Source organism: Jannaschia sp. GRR-S6-38, from assembly GCF_029853695.1.
In the GTDB taxonomy this organism is placed as follows: Bacteria; Pseudomonadota; Alphaproteobacteria; order Rhodobacterales; family Rhodobacteraceae; genus Jannaschia; species Jannaschia ovalis.
Genome location: NZ_CP122537.1, coordinates 1,905,749 through 1,928,039, shown reverse-complemented (window position 1 = coordinate 1,928,039; position 22,291 = coordinate 1,905,749). Strand labels below are relative to the sequence as shown.

General features: G+C 70.8%; 21 protein-coding genes. 7 read left to right on the top strand and 14 right to left on the bottom strand.

All coding sequences use genetic code 11. The features are described 5' to 3' along the window. Nucleotides 1-20: 20 nt before the first annotated feature. Nucleotides 21-671 carry a DsbA family protein gene (locus P8627_RS09790; RefSeq protein ID WP_279963916.1) on the top strand — a complete coding sequence of 217 codons (651 nt, stop codon included), beginning with the start codon at nucleotides 21-23 and terminating at the stop codon, nucleotides 669-671. Here the strand turns inward: P8627_RS09790 and lpxK are convergent. The 6 genes from lpxK to P8627_RS09760 form a co-directional block, all read right to left on the bottom strand. Next, entirely contained in the window at nucleotides 668-1,636 is a 969-nt protein-coding gene (gene lpxK, locus P8627_RS09785; protein WP_279963915.1) for a tetraacyldisaccharide 4'-kinase, read from the bottom strand. The genes P8627_RS09790 and lpxK overlap by 4 nt on opposite strands. After that, a complete protein-coding gene (locus P8627_RS09780) occupies nucleotides 1,636-2,922 on the bottom strand; it encodes a 3-deoxy-D-manno-octulosonic acid transferase (RefSeq protein WP_279963914.1) in 1,287 nt (428 codons plus the stop codon). Before P8627_RS09780 ends, lpxK begins: the two co-directional genes overlap by 1 nt. A gap of 5 nt (nucleotides 2,923-2,927) precedes the next feature. Continuing rightward, the gene (locus P8627_RS09775) at nucleotides 2,928-3,170 is read right to left on the bottom strand and encodes a DUF4170 domain-containing protein (protein ID WP_279963913.1); all 243 of its coding nucleotides are present in this window, start codon (nucleotides 3,168-3,170) and stop codon (nucleotides 2,928-2,930) included. A 59-nt stretch (nucleotides 3,171-3,229) separates the two neighbouring features. Continuing rightward, nucleotides 3,230-4,009 (bottom strand): 3'(2'),5'-bisphosphate nucleotidase CysQ, encoded by a 780-nt coding sequence (locus P8627_RS09770; RefSeq protein ID WP_407932930.1) that lies wholly within the window; start codon nucleotides 4,007-4,009, stop codon nucleotides 3,230-3,232. Next, nucleotides 4,002-5,345: a TldD/PmbA family protein gene (locus P8627_RS09765; protein WP_279963911.1), complete on the bottom strand. Its 1,344-nt coding sequence runs from the start codon at nucleotides 5,343-5,345 to the stop codon at nucleotides 4,002-4,004. The genes P8627_RS09770 and P8627_RS09765 overlap by 8 nt, the downstream gene beginning before the upstream one ends. Nucleotides 5,346-5,469: 124 nt before the next feature. Continuing rightward, nucleotides 5,470-6,930, bottom strand: coding sequence for a hypothetical protein (locus tag P8627_RS09760; RefSeq protein WP_279963910.1), 1,461 nt, complete (start codon nucleotides 6,928-6,930; stop codon nucleotides 5,470-5,472). 71 nt (nucleotides 6,931-7,001) lie between these two features. Here P8627_RS09760 and P8627_RS09755 point away from each other — a divergent pair, with 71 nt between their 5' ends. Both P8627_RS09755 and P8627_RS09750 read left to right on the top strand, forming a co-directional pair. Next, complete coding sequence (locus tag P8627_RS09755) at nucleotides 7,002-7,763, top strand: SDR family oxidoreductase (protein ID WP_279963909.1); 762 nt, start codon at nucleotides 7,002-7,004, stop codon at nucleotides 7,761-7,763. Then, on the top strand, nucleotides 7,760-8,368 hold the full coding sequence (locus P8627_RS09750) for an enoyl-CoA hydratase/isomerase family protein (protein ID WP_279963908.1): 609 nt from the start codon (nucleotides 7,760-7,762) through the stop codon (nucleotides 8,366-8,368). The genes P8627_RS09755 and P8627_RS09750 overlap by 4 nt, the downstream gene beginning before the upstream one ends. A gap of 6 nt (nucleotides 8,369-8,374) precedes the next feature. Here P8627_RS09750 and kdsA read toward each other — a convergent pair whose 3' ends face one another. The 5 genes from kdsA to P8627_RS09725 are packed head-to-tail and all read right to left on the bottom strand — an operon-like array spanning nucleotide 8,375 to nucleotide 13,553. Next, entirely contained in the window at nucleotides 8,375-9,211 is an 837-nt protein-coding gene (gene kdsA, locus P8627_RS09745) for a 3-deoxy-8-phosphooctulonate synthase (protein ID WP_279963907.1), read from the bottom strand. Nucleotides 9,212-9,213: 2 nt separating this feature from the next. Next, a complete protein-coding gene (locus P8627_RS09740) occupies nucleotides 9,214-9,993 on the bottom strand; it encodes a 3-deoxy-manno-octulosonate cytidylyltransferase (protein WP_279963906.1) in 780 nt (259 codons plus the stop codon). 9 nt (nucleotides 9,994-10,002) lie between these two features. Then, nucleotides 10,003-10,950: a KpsF/GutQ family sugar-phosphate isomerase gene (locus P8627_RS09735; protein WP_279963905.1), complete on the bottom strand. Its 948-nt coding sequence runs from the start codon at nucleotides 10,948-10,950 to the stop codon at nucleotides 10,003-10,005. A gap of 55 nt (nucleotides 10,951-11,005) precedes the next feature. Continuing rightward, complete coding sequence (locus P8627_RS09730) at nucleotides 11,006-12,247, bottom strand: glycosyltransferase (RefSeq protein WP_279963904.1); 1,242 nt, start codon at nucleotides 12,245-12,247, stop codon at nucleotides 11,006-11,008. Nucleotide 12,248: 1 nt separating this feature from the next. Further along, nucleotides 12,249-13,553 carry a UDP-glucose dehydrogenase family protein gene (locus tag P8627_RS09725; RefSeq protein WP_279963903.1) on the bottom strand — a complete coding sequence of 435 codons (1,305 nt, stop codon included), beginning with the start codon at nucleotides 13,551-13,553 and terminating at the stop codon, nucleotides 12,249-12,251. A 252-nt stretch (nucleotides 13,554-13,805) separates the two neighbouring features. Here P8627_RS09725 and P8627_RS09720 point away from each other — a divergent pair, with 252 nt between their 5' ends. After that, on the top strand, nucleotides 13,806-15,551 hold the full coding sequence (locus tag P8627_RS09720; RefSeq protein ID WP_279963902.1) for a DUF2793 domain-containing protein: 1,746 nt from the start codon (nucleotides 13,806-13,808) through the stop codon (nucleotides 15,549-15,551). Nucleotide 15,552: 1 nt separating this feature from the next. Here the strand turns inward: P8627_RS09720 and betA are convergent, their stop codons facing one another. The 3 genes from betA to betI are packed head-to-tail and all read right to left on the bottom strand — an operon-like array spanning nucleotide 15,553 to nucleotide 19,236. Further along, complete coding sequence (gene betA, locus P8627_RS09715; protein ID WP_279963901.1) at nucleotides 15,553-17,208, bottom strand: choline dehydrogenase; 1,656 nt, start codon at nucleotides 17,206-17,208, stop codon at nucleotides 15,553-15,555. A 1-nt stretch (nucleotide 17,209) separates the two neighbouring features. Beyond that, nucleotides 17,210-18,670 (bottom strand): betaine-aldehyde dehydrogenase, encoded by a 1,461-nt coding sequence (gene betB / locus P8627_RS09710; RefSeq protein ID WP_279963900.1) that lies wholly within the window; start codon nucleotides 18,668-18,670, stop codon nucleotides 17,210-17,212. Continuing rightward, a complete protein-coding gene (betI, locus tag P8627_RS09705) occupies nucleotides 18,667-19,236 on the bottom strand; it encodes a choline-binding transcriptional repressor BetI (protein WP_279963899.1) in 570 nt (189 codons plus the stop codon). Before betI ends, betB begins: the two co-directional genes overlap by 4 nt. Nucleotides 19,237-19,348: 112 nt before the next feature. On the opposite strand from betI, the gene P8627_RS09700 reads away from it, so the two are divergent. The 3 genes from P8627_RS09700 (at nucleotide 19,349) to choV (ending at nucleotide 22,209) form a co-directional block, all read left to right on the top strand. Beyond that, on the top strand, nucleotides 19,349-20,278 hold the full coding sequence (locus P8627_RS09700) for a choline ABC transporter substrate-binding protein (RefSeq protein WP_279963898.1): 930 nt from the start codon (nucleotides 19,349-19,351) through the stop codon (nucleotides 20,276-20,278). Nucleotides 20,279-20,344: 66 nt separating this feature from the next. Further along, the gene (gene choW / locus P8627_RS09695; protein ID WP_279963897.1) at nucleotides 20,345-21,178 is read left to right on the top strand and encodes a choline ABC transporter permease subunit; all 834 of its coding nucleotides are present in this window, start codon (nucleotides 20,345-20,347) and stop codon (nucleotides 21,176-21,178) included. Continuing rightward, nucleotides 21,175-22,209: a choline ABC transporter ATP-binding protein gene (gene choV, locus P8627_RS09690; protein ID WP_279963896.1), complete on the top strand. Its 1,035-nt coding sequence runs from the start codon at nucleotides 21,175-21,177 to the stop codon at nucleotides 22,207-22,209. The genes choW and choV overlap by 4 nt, the downstream gene beginning before the upstream one ends. Nucleotides 22,210-22,291 lie beyond the last annotated feature (82 nt).

Genomic DNA, 22,291 nt, shown 5'->3' with positions numbered 1-22,291 from the left:
ACCCCTTACCGGAGAAGACAATGCTGACGCGACGCACCGCCCTGACCCTCCTTGCCACCTCCGCGCTCGCCGGCGCCGGGATGCTGGCCTTCGGACGCGGCGACGGCACCGCGCCGTTCGACATCTCCGCGCGCGCGCAGGGCAGCGTGCCCATCCCCGACATCACGCTGGGCGATCCGGCCGCGCCGGTGAAGGTGGTGGAATACGCCAGCTACACCTGCCCGCATTGCGCCGATTTCCACAACGACACGTTCAAGGATTTCAAGCGCGACTACATCGACACCGGGAAGGTGCATTTCACCTATCGCGAGGTGTTCTTCGACCGCTACGGCCTCTGGGCCGCGATGGTCGCCCGCTGCGCCGGTCCGGAGCGGTATTTCGGCGTGGCCGAGCTGCTCTACAGCACGCAATCCGACTGGGCCCGCGCAGGCGAGCCGGCGGACGTGGCGGCGGCGCTCAAGCGCGTCGGCGCACAGGCCGGCATGGATCAGGAGACGCTGGATGCCTGCATGCAGGATGCCGCCAAGGCCGAGAGCCTGGTCGCCTGGTACCAGGCCAACGCGGAGCGGGACGGCGTGCGCTCGACCCCGTCCTTCCTGATCAACGGCGACATGCACACGGGCAACATGAGCCTGGGCCAGATCGGCCAGCTCGTGGACGAGGCGGCCTAAAGGCCGAGCCGGTCGAGCGCCGCATCGAGCGGCGCCCAGTCCTCCAGCTCCAGCCGCACCGGCAGGGTCAGCACGCGCCCGCGCAGCGCGGCGGGTAGGCGCACGGCGTCCTTTTCCGTCGTGACGGGCTGCGCCGAGAGCCTGGCCGCCCGTTCGCCCAGCCGGTGCAGCAGCGCCGGGGTCAGCGGCTGGTGGTCGCCCAGCGCCTCGCTGCCCTTCAGATCGGCGCCGAGCGCGCGCAGCGTCTCGAAGAACTTCTCCGGCCGGCCGATGCCCGCGAAGGCGAAGACCGGCAGGCCGCGCCAGTCCATCCCGGTCGGCAGCGGCGCGAGACGGCCGCGCAGACGCGGCGGCGGCTCGGGCAGGTCCAGGCGCGCCTGCTGATCGTCGCTTCCGATCGACAGTGTGAAATCGCTGCGCTTCAGGCCGTCGGCCACGGGTTCGCGCAGCGGCCCCGCGGGGATGACCCGGCCATTGCCGAAGCCCGCGCCCGCGTCGACGACGACGAGCGAGAGGTCCTTTTCCAGTGCCGGGTTCTGGAAGCCATCATCCAGCAGCACGACCTGCGCCCCATCCGCTACCGCGGCACGCGCGCCCGCCGCACGATCTTTGGCCACCCAGACCGGCGCGAAGGCCGACAACAGGAGCGGCTCGTCCCCGACCTGCGCGGCGTCGTGCCGGGCCGGATCGACCCGCACCGGCCCGTCGAGCGACCCGCCATAGCCGCGCGAGACGACATGCGCCGTCACCTCCCGCGCGGACAGGCGCTCGGCCAGGGCGATCACGGTGGGCGTCTTGCCGGTGCCGCCGGCGGTCAGGTTTCCGACGCAGATCACCGGCACGTCCAGCCGCAGGCCGGGCCGCGCGACGCGGCGCGCCGTTGTCCGGGCATAGAGCGCCGCAAAGGGCGCGAGCGCAGCCGCGCGAAACCCCGCGGGACGGGACCAGAAGCCCGGCGCACGCATCAGCCGGTGCGGTCCAGCATGGCGAAGAGCAGGTCCATCGCCCGCTCGGTCACATCGGCCCCGGCCGAACAGACTTCCCATGCGGCATGGGCCAGGCGCGCGGCCTCGTCGGGTTCCAGCGCGCGGGCGACGGCGGGCCCCAGCGCATCGGGACCGGGCACGATCTGGGCGGCCTCGGCCTCCTGGAGACGCTGGAAGATATCGGCGAAGTTCTCGACATGGGGGCCGTGCAGGATGGCGGAGCCCAGCGCGGCGGGCTCGTAGGGGTTGTGGCCGCCGATCGGCACGAGCGAGCCGCCCATGAACGACACTGGGCTCAACCGGTACCACAGCCCCATCTCGCCCATCGTGTCGGCCACGTAGATCTCGGTCTCGGGCGTGATGTCTTCGCCGCGCGCGCGCTGCGCGACGCGCCAGCCCGCGGCGCGGAAGGCAGCGGTCACCGCGTCGCCCCGCTCGGGGTGGCGGGGGGCCACGATCATCAGCAAGCGATGCCAGGACCGGCGCGCGACCGCATGGGCCGTGCCGGCCATCTCGTCCTCGCCCTCGTGGGTCGAGGCCGCCAGCCAACAGGGCCGCCCCTCCAGCGCGGCGGCAAGCCGCACGCGCTCGGCCTCATCATGGGGAAGCGCGGCGGAGCCCTCCTTCAGCGTGCCCGTGATCTCGAGCCGCGCGAGGGGCAGGCCGAGATCCACGAGCCGGTCGGCAGTCGCCTGTTCCTGCGCCTGCACGTGTTCGATGCGGTGCATCAGCGACCGGGCCGCGCCGCGAAGCCAGCGCCAGCGGCCATGCGCGGCTTCGGTCATGCGGGCGTTGATCATCGCGATCGGAATGCCGCGCGCATGGGTCTCGTGCAGCAATGCGGGCCAGATCTCGCCCTCGGCCAGGATCGCGATATCGGGCGCCCAATGGTCGAGAAACCGCCGCATCCAGGGACGGACATCCAGCGGTACGTATTGATGCAGCGTCCGCGGCGGCAGCCGATCGGCCAGCACGACGGCGGAGGTCACCGTCCCGGAGGTCAGCAGGAAATGCAGGTCCGGCTGCTCCTCGCCCATGCGGCGGATCATCTCGAGCAGCGAGACGCTTTCACCGACCGAGGCCGCGTGCAGCCAGATGAGCTGACCCTCCGGCCGGGGCAGCGACGCGAGACCGCGGCGTTCGTCCAGCCGGGCAGGATCTTCCTTGCCCGCGTCGAGCCGCCGGCGCAGCGTCCGCTCGCCGAACCCGACGGCCCGGTTCGACCAGGCCAGATAGGTCGCCAATGCGGCCGACTGCGGCGGCATCGCGGTCAGCCCAGCTCCTCGGTGGGCGACGCCTCGGTCTCCTCGTCGCGCAGGCGATGAATATGGGCGATGAAATAGCGCATATGCGCATCGTCCACGGTGCGCTGCGCGGCGCCCTTCCAGGCGTCGTAGGCGCTCGCGTAATCGGGATACATGCCGACGATATCGATCTTGTCGACATCCGCGAACTGCGTCGAGCTGGGGTTCACCAACTCGCCGCCGAAGACGAGATGCAATCGCTGGACCATGAAGGGCTCCTGTCTGGTTTTCGGCAGGCTTAGCGCAGGCCGGTTGCGGGCGACAGGGGTCAGGCCAGCCCCGCGACCAGCGCCGCCTGGACCGCGCGCGTCCCGGCGACGACACCGTCGACCTGCGGATGCGGGTTGTTGAAGCGCAGGGGGCGGCCGCGCTGGTCCTGTGCGGTGCCGCCGGCCTCGGTCACGATCAGCGCGCCGGCGGCGATGTCCCATTCCCAGCTGGCGCGCAGGGTCACCATCGCGTCGAAGCGGCCCTCCGCCACCAGCGCCAGCCGGTAGGCCAGCGAGGGCACGAAGGCGGGCGCCACGGGCGGGCGCCCCTGCGCCCAGCGTTCGGGCTTGAAGTTGGACTTCGCGCCCAGCACGCGCGCGCCGTCCCAGTCGCCGCGCCCCGAAGGCGCGATGACGGTGCCGTCGCGGCTGGCCCCCTGCCCCTGGGCGGCAGTGTACATCCGGTCCTTGATCGGCAGGTGGATGGCCGCGGCCAGCGGCGCGCCGTTTTCGACGACGGCCAGCGCGTGACTGAAATCGCTTTCGCCCTTGATGAAGGCGCGGGTGCCGTCGATCGGATCGACGATGAAGACGCGCCCGCGGGTCAGGCGGTCGGAATCGTCGGGGCTTTCCTCCGACAGCCAGCCGTAATCGGGGCGCGCGGCGGTCAGCATCGCCCGCAGCATGGCGTCGATTTCCAGGTCCGCCTCGGTCACCGGGCCCTGGCCGTCATCCTTTTCCCAAATCTCGGGCCGCGCGCGGAAATACCGGCGCGCGATCTCGCCCGCCGCGCGGGCGGCGTCCTCGAGGAGCGCGCGGTCGGCGGCGGCGTCAGTCACCGGCAATCGTCAGCCCCTCGACCAGAAGCGACGGCACCTGCCGCCCGACCCAAGCGCGGGCGTCGTTGGCGGGCACGATGCTGCGCAGCATGTCGCGCAGGTTACCCGCCACAGTGCACTCGTTGACCGGGCGGACGATCTCGCCGTTCTCGACCCAGAAGCCCGAGGCGCCGCGGGAATAGTCGCCCGTCGTGGCGTTGATCGAGGAGCCGATCATCGACGTGATCAGAAGCCCCGTGCCCATCTCGGCCATCAGCTCCGCGCGGCTGCGCTCGCCCTGCGTGAGGATCACGTTGGAGGTCGAGGGCGAAGGCGGCGCGGAGGTACCACGCGCGGCGTTCCCGGTGCTGCCGGTGCCGAGCTTCCGTCCGGTGGCAAGGTCGGTGACCCAGCCGGTCAGCACCCCGTCGCGGACGATGTCGCGGCGGGCGACGGGCAGCCCCTCGCCGTCGAAGGGGCGCGAGCCCGAGACGCGGGGCAGCATCGGGTCCTCGGTCAGCGACAGGCCCGCGGGCAGCACCGCCGCGCCCAGCGCGTCGCGCAGGAAGCTGGCGCCGCGCGCCACGCTCGTGCCGTTGATCGCGCCCAGAAGATGCCCGATCAGCGCGCCCGCGACCCGCTCGTCGTAGATCACGGGCCAGGCGCCGGTGGGCGGCTTGGTGGCGCCGCGCCGGGCGATCGTGCGCTCGCCCGCGATCCGGCCGACCGTCTCGGGGTCGTCGAGATCGGCGAAATGGATGCGGCTGTCGCCGTAGTAATCCCGCTCCATCCCCGTGCCCTCGCCGGTGATCGCGACGCAGGAAAGCGAGGTTCCGGTGCGGCGATAGCCCCCGGCGAAGCCGTTGGTGGCGGCCAGCCAGATGCGCCGGTCACCATGGCCCGCGCCGGCGGCGGACACCTGGCTGACGCCGTCGACGGCCAGCGCGGCGGCCTCGGCGCGCGCGGCCATGTCCTGAAGCGCCTCGGGGCTGGGCGGATCCGCCGGATCGACGAGGTCCAGCCCCGCCACGTCCCAGTCGCGGGCCAATTGTTCGGGATCGGCGAGACCCACATGCGGATCCTCGGGCGCCTCGCGGGCCATCGCCACGGCGCGCTCGGCCATGCGCGACAGGGTCTCGGGCCGGGTGTCGCTGGCCGAGACGCAGGCCTGTCGCCGCCCGATCAGGACGCGCAGACCGATCTCGACGCCCTCGGACCGCTCCGCATGCTCGAGCCGGCCCTTCAGCACGTCGATCGACACCGAGGTGCCGTCGACCGCCAGGGCGTCGGCGGCCTCGGCCCCGGCCGTCTTGGCGGCGTGGAGCAGGGCGTCGGTCAGGTCGGAGAGATCTTGCATGGGCTCGCTCGCGTGGGGATGACGCTGAGGTAGTCCGCCGACCCCCGGCCCACAAGGCGGCGGCCCGAAAGGAAACGCCCCGCACGAGGGCGGGGCGCTTCCGGATCGGGTCGCGGGGCCCGCGTCAGCGCAGCGGCATGCCGTTCGCGCTGATGCCGCCGCCCTCGCTGAATTCGATGGTCGATTCCAGCTGGTCGTCGCCCACCGGGCGCGAGACCGCGCCGGCCATGCCCTTGAAGAAGCCCGCCTGCTCGGCCGGGACGAAGCCCAGCGCCACGAGGCTGTCGAGCAGCTGGAAGCCACCGTCGAGCGCAAGGGTGATCGAGCCCACGGGTGTGGTCGGATCGGGGGTCGGGAAGTCCAGGTCGCCCGATCCGCGCAACTCCGCCCCGGCGAAGGAAATCACCAGCTCGTTGATCGTCACGCCCTCCAGCTCGCCCGGCGGGCCCTGCAGCCGGGCCATCGCCTCCGGTCCGCCGAAGAGGTCGGCGGTCATCACCGCGCTGCCGTCGACATCCACGACGACGGTCGCAGGATCGCGCGGCAGCTGGCCGGTCGGGTCGAACAGGCTCCAGATCGAGTCGTCTACGACTAGGTCGCGCAGTACGAGCTCCATGCCCAGCGGGCGCGCCTCGGGGCCCGCGCCGACCGGGAGGGTGACCGAACTCGTCAGCTCGGCGATCGCGGCAGAGACCGGCAGCGGGAAGGCCGCGGTCTGGACCGTGACGCCGCCGCCCTGCGACCGGACGCCGTAGCTGAGCGTCGTCTCGTCGATGGCGACCTCGATGCCGCCCGCCTCCGACTGGCCGGTCAGCGTGAACGGACCCTGGTCGCCCGTGCCGTCCAGCGACAGCGTGCTGCCGGAATGGGTCATCTCGCCGCCATAGACGAGGCCAAGGTCGGCCAGCGAGGTCACGTCGCCCCCGGGCGCACCGGCGAGAACGCCCGCGAAATCCGACGCGATGCCCTCCATCGCGTAGGCCATCGAGAACGCCTCCGTCCCCGTCGCCTCGACGGTGACGGCCGCGCCATCCGCCGAGAGCGTCTGCGCGAAGGCATTCGGATCCTCGCCGCCCGAGATGTAGGTCGAGACGAGGCCGGTCAGGATCATGCCGAGGCTCGCGCTTTCGTCGCCGGCCGGATCCGCCATCGACCAGCTCACGCTGTCGGCGGCCATGTCGTAGACCCGCTGCGCGCCGTCCTCGCGCGCGACGATTTCCAGGCCCTCGTTGGCCAGCTGCGCGGATTGCGTGATGCTCTCGCCGTCGACCGTCGTCGTGGTCGAGATCTCGAAGCTCTGCGGCAATTCGATCGCGACGCTGCCGTCATCCTGCTCGACCATGCGGATCGGGCCAAAGCCCTCGCTCCGGGTCGCGGCGCCGCCGATATCGTTTTCGAAGCGGACGCCGTCGAGCGTCAGCACGCCGTCCTCGTAGCGCTCGTCGGCGGCGACGAGCGCGCCCCCGAACCGCCCGTAGAAATCCTGCCAATCGGCCCAGAGCGCCGGGCCGGACAGCTCGGCCCAAGCCGCGGGCGCGGTCGTGAGAAGGAGGGCCGCGGCCCCGGCGAAGGCATGTTTCGACATGGTGACGCTTCCTGTAGAGATATGCCGACAACTCAAGCCGACCCCGACGACCGGGTCAACCGGAGGCCCCCATGACCGACACGACTGCAATTGCGGGCAAGACCGTCCTGATCACCGGCGCGTCGCGCGGGATCGGCGCCAGCGCGGCGCGCGCGTTCGCCGCGGCCGGGGCCCGCGTGGTCCTGCTCGCCCGCGGCACGGACGCCATTGCCGATCTCGCGAAGGAAATCGGCTCCGACCAGGCGCTGGCCGTGCCTTGCGACGTGGCGCGCTGGCACGAGGTCGCGACCGCGGTGGAAGCGGCGCAGGAGGCCTTCGGATCGCTGGACGTCGTCATCAACAATGCCGGCGTGATCGAACCCATCGGCGACATGGCCGAGCTGGACCCGCAGGCCTGGGGCACGGTGATCGACGTGAACGTCAAGGGCGTCTATCACGGCCTGCGCGCCGCGATCCCGGTGATGGAGGCGCAGGGGTCGGGGACGCTGATCACGATCTCCTCGGGGGCGGCGCACCGGGCCTTGCCGGGCTGGTCGGCTTATTGCACCTCGAAGGCCGCCGCGAAGATGCTGACCGAGGCCGCCCATGCCGAGCATGGCGAGCGGCTGCGCGTGATGGGTTTGTCGCCGGGAACGGTGGCGACCGAAATGCAGCGGCAAATCAAGGCCTCGGGCGTCGGTCCGGTCGCGGAGCTCGATTGGGACGATCACATCTCGCCCGAATGGGTCGCGCAGACCTTGGTGTGGATGTGCACGCCCGAAGCCGACGACCTGCGCGGCACCGAGCTGTCGCTGCGCGAGGAGGGCCTGCGCGCCCGCATCGGCCTGACGTGATCCGGCAGGAGACGGCGGCGGGTGTCCTGACGCTCACGATCGACCGAACCAGGCGCGCCAATTCGCTGACCGCCGCGATGCTGGAGGATCTGGCCCAAGCCGTCGAGGCAGCCCATGACACGCGCCTGCTGGTGCTGACCGGAGCCGGCGACACGGTGTTCAGCGCCGGCGCCGACCTGGACGAGGCGCGTGCGGGCCTCGCGACCTCGCCGCTCTGGGAGCGGCTGTCGGGCGCCGTGGCCGCGTTTCCCGGCCTGCCGGTCGCCGCGCTGAACGGCACCTTGGCCGGCGGGGCCTTCGGGATGGCGCTGGCCTGCGACATCCGGCTGGCCGTGCCGCAGGCCAGTTTCTTCTATCCGGTGGCCAAGCTGGGCTACCTGCCGCAACCGTCGGACCCCGCGCGACTGGCCGCGCTGGTCGGCCCGGCGCGCGCGAAGCTGATCCTCGCCGCGGGCGCGCGGCTGGACGCCGCCGAAGCGCTGGCCTTCGGGCTGGTGGACCGCGTGGTCCCGGACGCGCGGGCGGCGGCGCGCGAGATGGCGGAGGACCTGGCCGACACGCAGGCCAGCCACGTCGCGGCGATCAAGGCGATGGTGCCGGGCTGACGCCCCTCAGCGACCCTTGCGCAGGTCGTCGAAGGCGCGCAACTCGCCGATCAGCGCTTCCATCCGATCGACGGGGATCATGTTCGGCCCGTCCGAGGGGGCGTTGTCGGGGTCTTCATGCGTCTCGATGAACAGGGCCGAGACGCCGACCGCGCAGGCTGCGCGGGCCAGAACCGGCGCGAATTCGCGCTGCCCGCCGGACCGGCCGCCCTGCCCACCCGGCTGCTGCACGGAATGGGTCGCGTCGAAGACCACCGGGTAGCCCGTCGCCTCCATCACGGGCAGGCCGCGGAAGTCGCTGACCAGCGTGTTGTAGCCGAAGCTGGTGCCGCGATCGCAGAGCAGGATCTTCTCGTTGCCGGCGCTCGCGACTTTAGCGGCGACATTGGCCATGTCCCAGGGGGCGAGGAACTGGCCCTTCTTGATGTTGATCGTCCGGCCTGTCCGGCCCGCCGCCAGCAGAAGGTCCGTCTGGCGCGACAGGAAGGCCGGGATCTGCAGCACGTCGCAGACCTCGCCCGCGGGGGCGCAGTGCCCGGGCTCGTGCACGTCGGTCAGGACAGGGCAGCCGAACTCGGTGCGGATGGCGTCGAGGATGCGCAGCCCCTCCTCCATCCCGAGGCCCCGCTCAGTCCCAAGCGAGGAGCGGTTGGCCTTGTCGTAGCTCGCCTTGAAGACGAAGCGGGTTCCCGTGGGCGCGCAGGCCGCCGCGATCCGCTCGGCCATCATGCGCGCATGGTCGAGGCTTTCGAGCTGGCAGGGGCCGGAGATCAGGGCGAAGGGCTCGGACCCGCCGACGGGGATGCCCGAGACGTCGACGATGCGGCTGGCGATGGGATCCATGGTCACGCTCCTAGCACGGCTTCGATCCGGGGAATGTCCGCCGGGTTATTGAGTTCCCAGAACACGCGGCCCCGCGCCTCGACCTCGACGCAGGCGACGGTGGCGCGGTTTTCGAGGAAGCGGAGCTGTTCCAGCCCCTCGCGGCGCTCCAGCTCGCCCTCGGGCCATTCGACATAGGCGCGCAGCGCATCCGGGCGGTAGGCATAGACGCCGACATGGTGGAAGACCGGGATCGGGTCGGGGCGCTTGCCCGGGTCGATATAGGGAATGACCTCCTTCGAGAAATAGAGACCGTGGCCCTTGCGGTCGAACACCGCCGTCGTGCCGCCGACGCGGCCTTCGCGGCGATCCTCGACGAACATCTCGTAGGTATGGGCGTCGCAGCGCAGCACCGGCGTGGCCACCGCCGCCTCGCGATCCTCGGCCATCCGCGCGATCAGGGCCTCGACGAACCAGGGCGGGGTCAGCGGCGCGTCGCCCTGCAGGTTCACGATCAGGTCGGCGTCGATCCGGTCCAGCGTCTCGGCGCAGCGCTCGGTGCCGTTCTTCGCCTCGGTGGAGGTCATGAGGACCGAGGCGCCGAACCCACGCGCATGCTCGGCGATGCGGTCGTCATCGGTGGCGACGTGGATCGCGTGGTTCCCTGCGACGGTCTGCGCGGCCTCCCAGGTCATGCGGATAAGGGATTTCGCGCTGCCATCCTTCTGGCGCAGCTCGGCCAGCGGCTTGCCGGGATAGCGGGTCGAGGCGTAGCGGGCGGGAATGACGATGGCCGTCTTCATGGGCCCTCCTCAGGCGACGCCGGCGCGCAGCAGGTCGTGGATGTGCAGCACGCCGACCGGGCGATCGTCCTCGCAGACGATCAGGACGTTGATCTTGCGTTCGTTCAGGATGGCCAGCGCCTTGGCGGCCAGCATGTCGGGCGGCACGGTCAGCGGGTCGCGGGTCGCGACCTCGCCCGCGCGGCGGTCCATCAGGTGATCCATGTTCCGGCGCAGGTCGCCATCGGTGATGACGCCCGCCAGCCGCCCGTCCTCGGTCACGGCGGCGATCCCGAGGCCCTTGGCGGTCATCTCGACCAGCGTCTCGCCCATCGGCGTCGCGACCTCGACCAGCGGCAGGCGGTCGCCCGAGGCCATGATCTGCGAGACCCGCGCCATCTGCGCACCGAGCTTGCCGCCCGGGTGGAAGACCGAGAAATCCTCGGCCCGGAAGCCGCGCAGCCGCAGGAGCGCGACGGCCAGCGCGTCGCCCAGCCCCAGCGTCAGCGTGGTCGAGGTGGTGGGCACCATGCCGATGCCGCAAGCTTCGGGCAGGCGCGGCAGGGTCAGGCGCAGGTCGGCCTGCTGCATCAGGGTCGACTCCGCGCGCGACGACAGGCCGATCAGCGTCACCCCGAAGCGCCGGGTATGGGCGACGATGTCGCGCAGCTCGACCGTCTCACCGGAATTGGAGATGGCGAGCACGATATCCTCGACCCCGATCATGCCGAGGTCGCCGTGGCTGGCCTCCGCCGGATGCACGAAGAGCGCGCGGGTGCCGGTCGAGGCGAGCGTGGCGGCAATCTTGCGGGCGATATGGCCGGACTTGCCGATGCCGGTCACGATCACGCGGCCCGGCGCGTCGGCGATGCGCGCCACGACCGCGGCGAAATCGGCGGGCATGTCGCGGGCCAGCGCCAGAAGCGCTTCGCCCTCGGTGCGCAGCACCTCGCGGCCGGTGTCGAGGGGATCGGTCATGGCGCCGGGGAATGGCGCGCCCGGGGGCGGGGGTCAATGGGCTTGCGGCCCGGGCTCAGAGCGCGATGCGGCGATCGGCGGGCACCAGCGCGTTGATCTGCGCGATGTGCTGCGGCAGGCAGATATCGAGGAAATCGTAGGTCTTCACGACATGCGCCCGCGCGGCCGGGCCCAGCTCGGCATGGGCCTCGGGGCGGGCGAGCACATCCACGACCTGCGCCGCGAGGTCGCCCGGGCGGAAGAAATCGACCAGCAGGCCCGTCTCGCCATGGGTGATCGCCTCGCGGACCGGGGGGACGTCCGAGGCGACGATGGTGGCCTCCATCGCCATCGCCTCTAGCAGCGACCAGGAGAGCACGAAGGGCATGGTCAGGTAGATGTGGCAGCGGCTGATCTGCACGACCTTGCGGAAGTCGCGATAGGGCAGCTGGCCCAGGAAATGCACGCGGTCCCAGTCGACCCGGTGGCCGACCTCGCGCTCCATCTCGGCCCGGAAGCCCCCCTCGGCCGCGCTGGCCTTGCCGTAGGACGCGCCGGAGCCGCCGACGATCAGCGCGCGCGCCTCGGGTCGCGCGTCGAGGATCTCGGGCAGCGCGCGCATGAAGACGTGAAAGCCGCGCGTGCGCTCCATGTTGCGGGCGACATAGGTGAAGATCTCGTCGGCCCGGGTCACCCGGCCCGCCCGGCCCAGTTCGAGCGCAACCTCGGGATCGGGGCCCAGCCGGTCGGTGCGGATGCCGTCATGGCAGACGTAGAGCTTGTCTTGGAACGGGTCGGGAAAGCAGTCGCGCTGCCAGCGGGTCGGAGCGAGGCCGCGATCGACCACGTGGAGCATCGAGTTGGGGATCGCGTTGCGTGCGTGCAGAAGGAAGGGCGCGGTGTCCGTCGCCGGCTCCTCGGGGTCGAAATTCACCGGCCCGCCATGCTCGCGGTAGTAGTATTCGAAGAACCCCAGGACCGGCGTGTCCGGCAGGACCTGCTTGAGAAACAGCATCTCGCCCCAGCCGGTATGGCCCAGCACGATGTCGGGGACGAAGCCGCCGGACTTGAGCCGTGCGATCGCGAGCGCGGCGCCATAGCCCGCGCCGGCGGCTTCCTCCCAGACGCGGGACAGGCCGTAGGCGCCGTCCTTCGGGACGTGGTGCGGGCGGTAGACGATCTTTCGGACCCCGGCCATCTCGGGAAGGTCGCGGCGCTGGGTCAGGAAGACGAGCTCATGCCCGCCCTGCCCGCGCAGCCAGTCGAGAAGCTCGCGGTACTGGCCGGGCATGTTCTGGTGGATGAAGAGGATCTTCAAGTCAGCGCCCGACGGCCTCGTAGGCTTCGAACCCGGCGCCGATGACGTCGTCGCGATCGTAGATGTTGCGCAGATCGGCCATCCGCGGTGTCGCCATGCCCGTCGCGATGCGGCGCAGGTCGAGCGCGCGAAACTCGTTCCATTCCGTCATCAGCACGATCAGATCCGCGCCCTTCGCCGCCTCGTAGGGGTCTTCGCACCAATGCACGCCGGGAAGCAGCGCCTCGCCCTCGCGTCGGCCCTCGGGATCGACGACGCGCACATGCGCCCCGCCGCCCACCAGCGCGGGCACGATGGTCAGGCTGGGCGCGGCGCGCATGTCGTCGGTGTTCGGCTTGAAGGTCACGCCCAGCACCGCGACGGTGCGGCCGTTGAAGCTGTCGTCGCAGAGGTCGCGCAGCTTCTCGATCATGCGGGTCTTCACGCCCTCGTTGACGCGCATCACCGTCTCGACGATCTGCATCGGGATCGCGTGCTCCTGCCCGATCCGTGCCAGCGCGGCGGTGTCCTTGGGGAAGCACGACCCGCCGTAGCCGGGCCCGGCATGCAGGAACTTGTTTCCGATCCGGCCATCCATGCCAATGCCCTTGGAGACGTTCTTCACATCCGCGCCGACGCGTTCGCAGAGCGCCGCGATCTCGTTGATGAAGGTGATCTTCGTCGCGAGAAAGGCGTTGGCCGCGTATTTGATCATCTCCGCCGACTCGAGGTCGGTGACCATGATCGGGAAGTCCCGCAGGTAGAGCGGGCGGTAGATGTCGGACATCACCTCGCCCGCGCGGGCCGTCTCGACGCCGACGACGACGCGGTCGGGGCGCATGAAGTCGTCGATCGCCGCCCCCTCGCGCAGGAATTCGGGGTTCGAGGCCACGTCGAACGCGGCCTCCGGGTTGGCGGCGCGCATCACCTCGGCCACCTTGCGGTTCGTGCCGACGGGCACGGTCGACTTGGTGACGACCACGGCATATCCGGTCAGGGCCTTCGCGATCTCCTCGGCGGCGGACATCACATAGGTCAGGTCCGCGTGGCCGTCGCCCCGCCGCGTCGGCGTGCCCACCGCGATGAAGATCGCGTCGGCCCCGTCGACGGCGTCGGTCAGGCTGGTCGTGAAGCTGAGGCGCCCGGCCTCGACATTGCGGGCGAGCAGGTCCTCCAGCCCGGGCTCGTAGATCGGAAGGCGTCCGGCCTCGAGCATCTCGATCTTGGCGGGGTCGCGGTCGACGCAGCAAACCGCGTGTCCGAAATCCGAGAAACACACGCCCGAGACGAGGCCGACATAGCCCGTGCCAATCATCGCAATCTTCATCTGCTCAACCTAACCTTCAAACGCCAAACGACCGGCCCGGACGGCGCCGCCGCCGGCCCGGGACCGCGCGAATGGCTGCACCATCCACGTTTGGCGGGATTAGGGCGAAGGTGCGGGCGCGGCGCAAGGGCCCAGGAGCGGCGCAATGCGGCAACACCGGGCGGGACCCGCGCCCCCGGGCCGGCGGCGAGGCCTAAGACGCCGTTAACTGTTCGGCCAGAGCGTCCCCTTCCAGCAAGGAGAGATGCCCCGATGACCCAATCGTCCGAACGATCCACCCGACTGGAGCTTCCCTACATCCAGGGAAACCAGGCCCAGAAACACATCACGCATAACGAGGCGCTGCGCACGCTGGACGCGATCGTGCAGCTTTCGGTGCTGGACAGGCTCTCCGCCCCGCCGGCCACACCGGACGAAGGCGACCGCTGGATCGTCGGGCCGGGCGCCTCGGACGCCTTCGCGGGGCGCGAGGGGCAGATCGCGGCGCGCGAGGACGGCGCCTGGCGCTTCCACGCGCCGCGACCGGGCTGGCTGGCCTGGTCGGTGGCCGAAGCGGGGCTGCTGGGCTGGGACGGGACCGCCTGGCAAGCCGTCGCCGCGCCGCCCGAGACGCTCGACCAGCTTGGGATCGCGACGGGCGCCGATTCGGAAAACAGGCTGGCCGTGGCGTCGGACGCGGTGCTGCTGACCCATGCGGGCGGGGGCATGCGCCTGAAGCTCAACAAAGGGGCCGCGTCAGAGACGGCATCGCTGCTGTGGCAATCGGACTGGTCGGGGCGCGCCGAGATCGGGCTGTCGGGCGATGACGACCTGCGCGTGAAGGTCAGCGCCGACGGCGGAAGCTGGCGCGACGCGCTGGTCGTGACCGCCGCCGACGGGCGGGTGCGCTTCCCCTCGGGCGTGGACGGCATCACGGATCCGGCCTTCGGAGCCGGCGGGGCGGTGACGGCCGCCTATATCGCCTCGCGCGGCGGGGACCTGGTCACCAACGGCACGGGCAGCCTCGGGACCGGCTACAACATCCCCGCCGGCATGACGGCGGACGGGTCCGAGACGCCCGACCTGCCCGCGGCCTTCGTCTATCGCGGCCATCTCGGCGCGGACCTCGTCGCCGCGGAGCGCGTCCCCGTCGATCCGAACCGCGTCTACGCGGCAAGCTGCCTCGTGTTCCAGGACGACATCGCGGGCGACTGGTCCGCCTTCGGCGACGGCAACCGCCACAAGCAGGCCATCGGCTTCGAGGGATTCGACGCGGACGGCCTCGCGATCCTGCCGCATCACCACATGCGCTGGGCCAATGGCGGCACGGACAGCCTGACGACGCTGGCCGCGCCGCTCGCGCCCGGTGACATGGAGATCGTACTGACCGACGGGACGGGCTGGAACGACGCGGGCGGGGCCGATCACGCGCGGGGCGTCGTCATCTACGGCTATCGCAACGCCGCCGGCCGGACCTACTCGCATTACAGCCGCCTGACCGCGTTCGACCTGTTCGACGCGGCGGGCGTCGATCGCGTGGCCGGGCGGATCACGCTGAAGACGGCCTTTCCCGCGAGCCTCGCCAACCCCGACGATCCCGGCGGCGTCTGGCCGGTGGGCACGCCGCTGGCCAACACCGACAGTGGCGCGGTCTTCAAGGCGGCAATCATGCCGTGGAGCGTGCTGCCGGGCGCGGACGCGTGGTATCGCTGCGCCAACCATATCGGCGGGATCGACCGGTCCGGCCGCAACCGCTTCGACAATTTCGCGCCCGGCACGGCCAGCGTGCGGATGCTGTGGCAGGCGAATTTCTCGAACCGCCCCGGCGGCGACGGCGGCTTCCCCGACACCGGATCCGACCACGCGGTCCGCTTCGCGGGGCCCTCGTTGCGCGCGCAGCCGCTGGCGGCGACGAAACCGAGGGCGGACGGCTCGGTTGGGATGAAGGTGCCGGCCTGGGATTACGACAGCGGCGGCTTCTGGCTGTCGGAGGCCGTGCCCGGCGTGACCCCCGTCTGATCTAGCGCTGCGCCGTGGCCCAATCGGGGTGGATCCATGGCGTGGCCTCCTCGGGCGGCAGCTGCCGTCCGAGGACGTGATCGGCGGCTTTCTCGCCCACCATGATCGAGGGGCCGTTCAGGTTGCCATTGGTGATCCGCGGGAAGATCGAGCTGTCGGCGAGGCGCAGGCCGTCGACGCCGATCACGCGAGTCTGGGGGTCGACTACGGCGCCGGGATCGTCGGCGGCGCCCATCCGGCAGGTGCCGCAGGGGTGGTAGGCGCTCTCCACATGCTCCCGGATCGCGTCGTCCAGCCCGGCATCTGTCCGGACGCCCTCGCCCGGCAGAATCTCGTGCCGGCGGAACGGCGCGAAGGCGTCCTGTTCGAAGATCTCGCGCGTCAGGCGGATGGTTTTGCGGAAATCGGCCCAGTCCTGCGGGTCGCTCATGTAGTTGAACCGGATGCGCGGGGCCGCCGCCGGATCGGCCGAGCGTAGCCGGACCGTCCCCCGCGAGGCCGAGCGCATGGGCCCGACATGGGCTTGGAAGCCATGCCCCTCCGCCGCCGCCTGCCCGTCGTAGCGCACGGCGAGCGGCAGGAAGTGGAACTGGATGTCGGGATATTCGACCCCGGCGGCGGAGCGGATGAAGGCCGCGCTTTCGAAATTGTTCGTGGCCCCCGGCCCGGTCCGCGTGAAGAGCCAGCGCGCCCCGACCCAGGCCTTGCCCAGCAGGCTCCAGTAGCGAAACAGCGTGACCGGCTGGCTGGCGGCCATCTGGACGTAGAGCTCCAGATGGTCCTGCAGGTTGCCGCCCACGCCCGGCCGGTCGCGCAGCACCGTGATCCCGGTCTCGCGCAGGTGGTCGGCCGGGCCGATCCCAGATTGCATCAGCAGCTTGGGCGAATTGATCGCGCCGGCGGCCAGGATCACCTCGGCCCGGGCTTCCACCAGTTGTCCCCCCGCCAGGCACACGCCCGTAGCGCGGCCCTCGGCGAACGCGACGCGCTCGACCAGCCCGCGCACGACCTCGCAGCGCTGCGTGGCGCGGGCGGGCTTGAGATAAGCATTGGCGGCGGACCAGCGGCGGCCCTTCCAGACCGTCTGCTCCATCGGGCCGAAGCCTTCCTGCTTCTCGCCGTTATAGTCGCCGGTCAGCTGGTAGCCCGCCTGCCGCCCGGCCTGCACGAAGGCGTCGTAGAGCGGGTTGTCGCGCCGCCCCCGCGTGATGTGGAGCGGACCGTCCGTGCCGCGCCAGGCGGGGTCGCCGCCATGGCCGCCATCGTGCCAGCTCTCCATCCGCTTGAAATAGGGCAGCACGTCGCGAAAGGCCCAGCCCATGGCCCCAGCCTCGGCCCAGTGATCGAAATCGCGGGCATGGCCGCGGACATAGACCATGCCGTTGATGCTGCTCGACCCGCCCAGCACCTTGCCCCGCGGCGTGGCCAGCACCCGGCCGCCCAGATACGGCTCGGGCTCGGAAAAATAGCCCCAGTCGTAGCGCGCCATGTTCATCGGGAAGGACAGCGCGCCGGGCATCTGGATCAGCGGGCCCGCATCGGTGCCGCCATGCTCGACCACCAGCACCGAATGCCCGGCCTCGACCAGGCGATAGGCGATCGCGCAGCCCGCCGAACCCGCCCCGACGACGACGTAATCCGCGATGAGACGGGTCATGTCAGTAGGCCGCCTCGACCGGGGTCATGCCGACATAGACGCTCTGGATCTCGGTGAAATGATCCATCGCGGCGCGCGCGTTCTCGCGCCCGATGCCCGACGCCTTGGAGCCGCCGAAGGGCAGGCCCGCGGGCGTCAGGTTGTACTGATTGATCCAGCAGGTCCCGGCCTGCAGCCGCGCCACGACGCGATGCGCGCGCGCCAGGTCCCGGGTGAAGAGGCCGGCGGAGAGGCCGAACTCGGTCGCGTTGGCGCGCGCAATCACCTCGTCCTCGTCCTCGAAGGTCAGGATCGACAGGACGGGGCCGAAGATCTCCTCGCGCACGCAGGTCATGTCGTCGGTGAGACCGGTCAGCACCGTGGGCTCGATCCACCATCCGGGACGGTCGATACGATGGCCGCCCAGCGCGACGGTCGCGCCCTCGGCGCGGGCGGTGTCGAGGTGGCGCAGGACGGTCTGCATCTGCGCCTCGGTGGTCATCGGGCCGAAATCCGTGGCCTCGTCCAGCGGATCGCCGATCCGGGCGTTGCGGGTGCGGGCGATCAGCCGGTCGGTGAAGTCTTGCGCGATATCCCCGTGCAGGAAGACCCGCGTCCCGTTCGAGCAGACCTGCCCGGAGGAATAGAAATTCGCGTTGATCGCGGCCGAGACGGCATCGTCCAGATCGGCGTCGGGGAACACGATGAAGGGCGATTTGCCGCCCAGCTCCATCGTGACGTGCTTCATCCGCTCGGCGGCGGCGGCGTGCACCTTGCGGCCCGTGGGGACCGAGCCGGTCAGCGTCACCTTGGCCACGCGGGGGTCAGTGGAAAGCGCGGCGCCGACCTCGCCCATGCCCTGCACCACATTGAACAGGCCCGCGGGCAGCCCGGCCTCGACCAGGATCTCGGCCAACTTCAGCGCGCAGAGCGGCGTCGCCTCGGACGGCTTGAAGACCATGGCGTTGCCGGTGGCGAGCGCGGGCGCGGCCTTCCAGCAAGCGATCTGGGTGGGGTAGTTCCACGCGCCGATCCCGGCGCAGACGCCCAACGGGCGGCGGATCGTGTAGGCCCAGTCGGCGCCGAAGGACATGGATGTCCCGGTCTGGTCCACGGCCAGCCCGCCGAAATATTCCAGCGCATCGGCGCCGGAAGCCGCGTCGGCCACGAGCGTCTCCTGCAGCGGCTTGCCGGTGTCGAGCGTCTCCAGCTCCGACAGTTCGCGATTGCGCGCGCGGATCAGATCGGCCGCGCGGCGCAGGATGCGGCCGCGCTCGGACGGGTCGGTGGCGGCCCAGTCGGCCTGGGCGAGGGTCGCCGAGTCCAGCGCGCGGTCGATCACGGCCCGCGTCGCGGCGTGGACGGTGGCCACGGTCTCGCCCGTCGCGGGATAGCGCACCGGGATCGGGGTACCGGCACCGTCCTCGAGATAGGCGCCGTCGACGAAATGCGAGGCGCGGGGCTGCGCGTCGGGGCGGGTCATCGGGCGTCCTTTCGTTCGATCGCGGCGCGGGCGTGGTCCATGACCAGTTCGGCCGAGGCCTCGGGCGTCATCCGGTCGCGGCGCAGGGCCTGGCGCACGTAGAGCCCGTCGATCAGGGCCGCGATCCCCTCGGCCAACGGCTCGGGTTCGGCGGTAAGCGGGCGCAGCGCGTGCAGCAGGTTCGAGCGCAGGCGGCCTTGATAGACATGCAGCAGCCGCCGCGCCTCGGGGCCGGCGAAAGCTTCGACATAGAAGGCGAGCCAGGCGGCCACGACCTCGGGTCGGAAGTTTGTCGGCCCGAACGAGGCCCGGATGATCGCCTCGAGACGCTCCAGCGGCGTGTCCGCCCGGGCCAGGCCGGCGCGCACTTCGGCGCCGAAATCCGACAGGACCCGGCGCATGGCCGCCAGCAGCATCCGATCCTTCGACCCGAAATAGTGATGCGCCAGCGCCGGCGACATGCCGGCGCGCTTGGCAATGCGGGCCACGGTCACGTCGCGGCCCGCGCCTTCCGCGATCTCGTCGATCGCGGCGCGGATCAGCGCGTCGCGGCGCAGGGGTTCCATTCCGGTGCGGGGCACAAGATACTCCGGCCAATGATCCAAGGGGTGGGGTTGTTGATTGACTAGTCAGTCAATATAACCCGCCCCAAACAACGTCAACAGGGAGCGACTTCACATGACCCGTCATATTCTTTCCGCCGTCTCGGCCCTCGCGCTGACCGCCGGCGCCGCCGCCGCGCAGGACAGCTGCGGGACCGTCACCTTCTCGGACGTGGGCTGGACCGACATCACCGCCACCACCGCGGTCGCCAGCGTCGTGCTGGACGCACTAGGCTACGAGCCCGACGTGAAGGTCCTGTCGGTGCCGATCACCTACACCTCGATGGCTGAGGGCGACATCGACGTCTTCCTGGGCAACTGGATGCCCACGATGGAGGCCGATATCGCCCCCTATCGCGAGGCCGGAACCGTCGAGACGGTCCGCGCGAACCTCGAAGGCGCCAAGTACACGCTGGCCGCCAATGCCGCCGCCGCCGCGCTGGGCATCGACAGCTTCGACGACATCGCCGCCAATGCCGACGCGCTGGACGGCAAGATCTACGGAATCGAGCCCGGCAATGACGGCAACCGCCTGATCCAGGCGATGATCGAGCAGGACGCCTTCGGCCTGTCGGAATTCGAGGTCGTCGAAAGCTCCGAGCAGGGCATGCTGGCGCAGGTCGACCGGCTGTCGCGCCGCGACGAGCCCATCGTCTTCCTCGGCTGGGAACCGCACCCGATGAACGCCAATTTCGAGCTGACCTACCTGGAAGGCGGCGACGATTTCTTCGGCCCCGACCTCGGCGGCGCGACGGTCTACACCAACACCCGCGCGGGCTATGTCGAGGAATGCCCGAACGTGGGCCAGCTTCTGCAGAACATGGAGTTCTCGCTGGCCATGGAAAACCAGATCATGGGCGCGATCCTCGATGGCGGCGCCGATCCGCGCGATGCCGCGCGCGACTGGCTGACCGCCAATACGGGCGTGCTCGACGGCTGGCTCGACGGCGTCACGACGCAGGATGGCGGCGACGCCATGGCGGCGGTGACCGCCGCGCTGCAGTAAGCGCATCGAGACTGACGCGGGGGGCGGGCCGCCCGCCCCCCGACACCCCGCCCGGGAAGGGACCCCATGGACTGGTTGACCGAAAACAAGCTGCCCGTCGGGCGGGCCGCGGCCAGCGGCTTCGACTGGCTGCAGACCAACCTCGCCGCGCTATTCGACGGGCTGTCACTGGTCATGGAGGCGATGATCGACGCAATCCTCTGGGTGATGCAGACGCCGCATCCGCTCCTCGTGATCGCCGCCTTCGTCGCGCTGACCTGGGCTCTGCAGCGCAGCTGGAAGGTCTGTCTCTTCGTGGCGCTCGGATTCCTGTTCATCCTCAACCAGGATTACTGGGAGGAGACGACCGAAAGCCTGACGCTGGTCCTGTCGGCCTGCGTCGTCTGCATGGCGATCGGCGTGCCGGTGGGGATCGCCGCGGCGCATCGGCCGCGCCTCTATGCCGGGATGCGGCCCGTGCTCGACCTGATGCAGACGCTGCCGACCTTCGTCTACCTGATCCCGGCCATCGTCTTCTTCGGCATCGGCATGGTGCCCGGCCTGATCGCCACGGTGATCTTCGTGCTGCCCGCCCCGATCCGCCTGACCCAGCTCGGCATCGCCTCGACGCCGACCGAACTTCGCGAGGCGGGCCTCGCCTTCGGCGCCACGCCGCGGCAGGTCCTGTGGAAGGTCGAGCTGCCCTATGCGCTGCCGCAGATCATGGCCGGCCTGAACCAGACCATCATGCTGTCGCTGTCGATGGTCGTGATCGCCGCGCTGGTGGGCGCCGACGGGCTGGGCGTCCCGGTGGTGCGCGCGCTCAACCAGGTGAACACCTCGCTGGGCTTCGAGAGCGGCCTCGTGATCGTGGTCGTCGCCATCATCCTCGACCGCATGTTGCGGATGGAGCGCAAATGACCCGCAATCCCGACGCCCCGCCCGCCGTCGAGTTCGACAACGTCTCGATCGTCTTCGGCGCGAATCCCGAGGCGGCGCTGCCGCTGATGGACGAGGGCCTCAGCCGGGCCGAGATCCAGGAGCGGACGGGCCAGGTCCTGGGCGTCCACGACTGCACCCTGACGGTGCGCGAGGGCGGCATCCTCGTGCTGATGGGGCTGTCGGGCTCGGGCAAGTCGACGCTGCTGCGCGCGGTGAACGGGCTCAATCCCGTGGCGCGCGGCGAGGTGCGGATCGAGGGCGGCGGCGGCATGGTCTCGGTCACCAAGGCCCGGCCCCGCGAGCTGCGCCGCCTGCGCCAGAGCCGCGTCGCGATGGTGTTCCAGCAATTCGGCCTGCTGCCCTGGCGCCGCGTGCGCGAGAATGTGGGCTTCGGGCTGGAACTGGCCGGCCTGTCCCGCGCCGAGCGCGACGCCGCCGTCGAGCGCCAGCTCGAGCTGGTCGGCCTGACCGACTGGGCCGATCACCGCGTCTCGGAGCTTTCGGGCGGCATGCAGCAGCGCGTGGGCCTGGCCCGCGCCTTCGCGACCGACGCGCCGATCCTCCTGATGGACGAGCCGTTCAGCGCGCTCGACCCGCTGATCCGCACGCGGCTGCAGGACGAGCTCCTGGAGCTGCAGCAGCGCCTGAAGCGCACCATCGTCTTCGTGAGCCACGACCTGGACGAGGCGTTCAAGCTGGGCGACGAGATCGCCATCATGGAAGGGGGGCGCATCGTGCAGTTCGGCGCCCCGGCCGAGATCTTCGGCAAGCCGTCGAACGACTACGTGCGCGACTTCGTGGCCCACATGAACCCGCTCGGCGTGCTGACCGCGCGCGACGCGATGCGGCCCGGAACCGACGGCACCGGCGACGCGGTGGATGTCGCGACCCCGATCAAGGACCTGATCCCGCTGGTCGCCCACCGCACGGAGCCGGTGCCGGTCGAGGAGAACGGGACGGTCATCGGCGCGGTCGATCCGCGCTCGCTGATGAGCAGCCTGGACCGGTAGCACGGCGATCTGGGACGCGGCCCTGCCGCGCGACGTGCGCCGCGAAGGCGCGGCTGAGCGGATCGACATTCCGGCCGGCGCG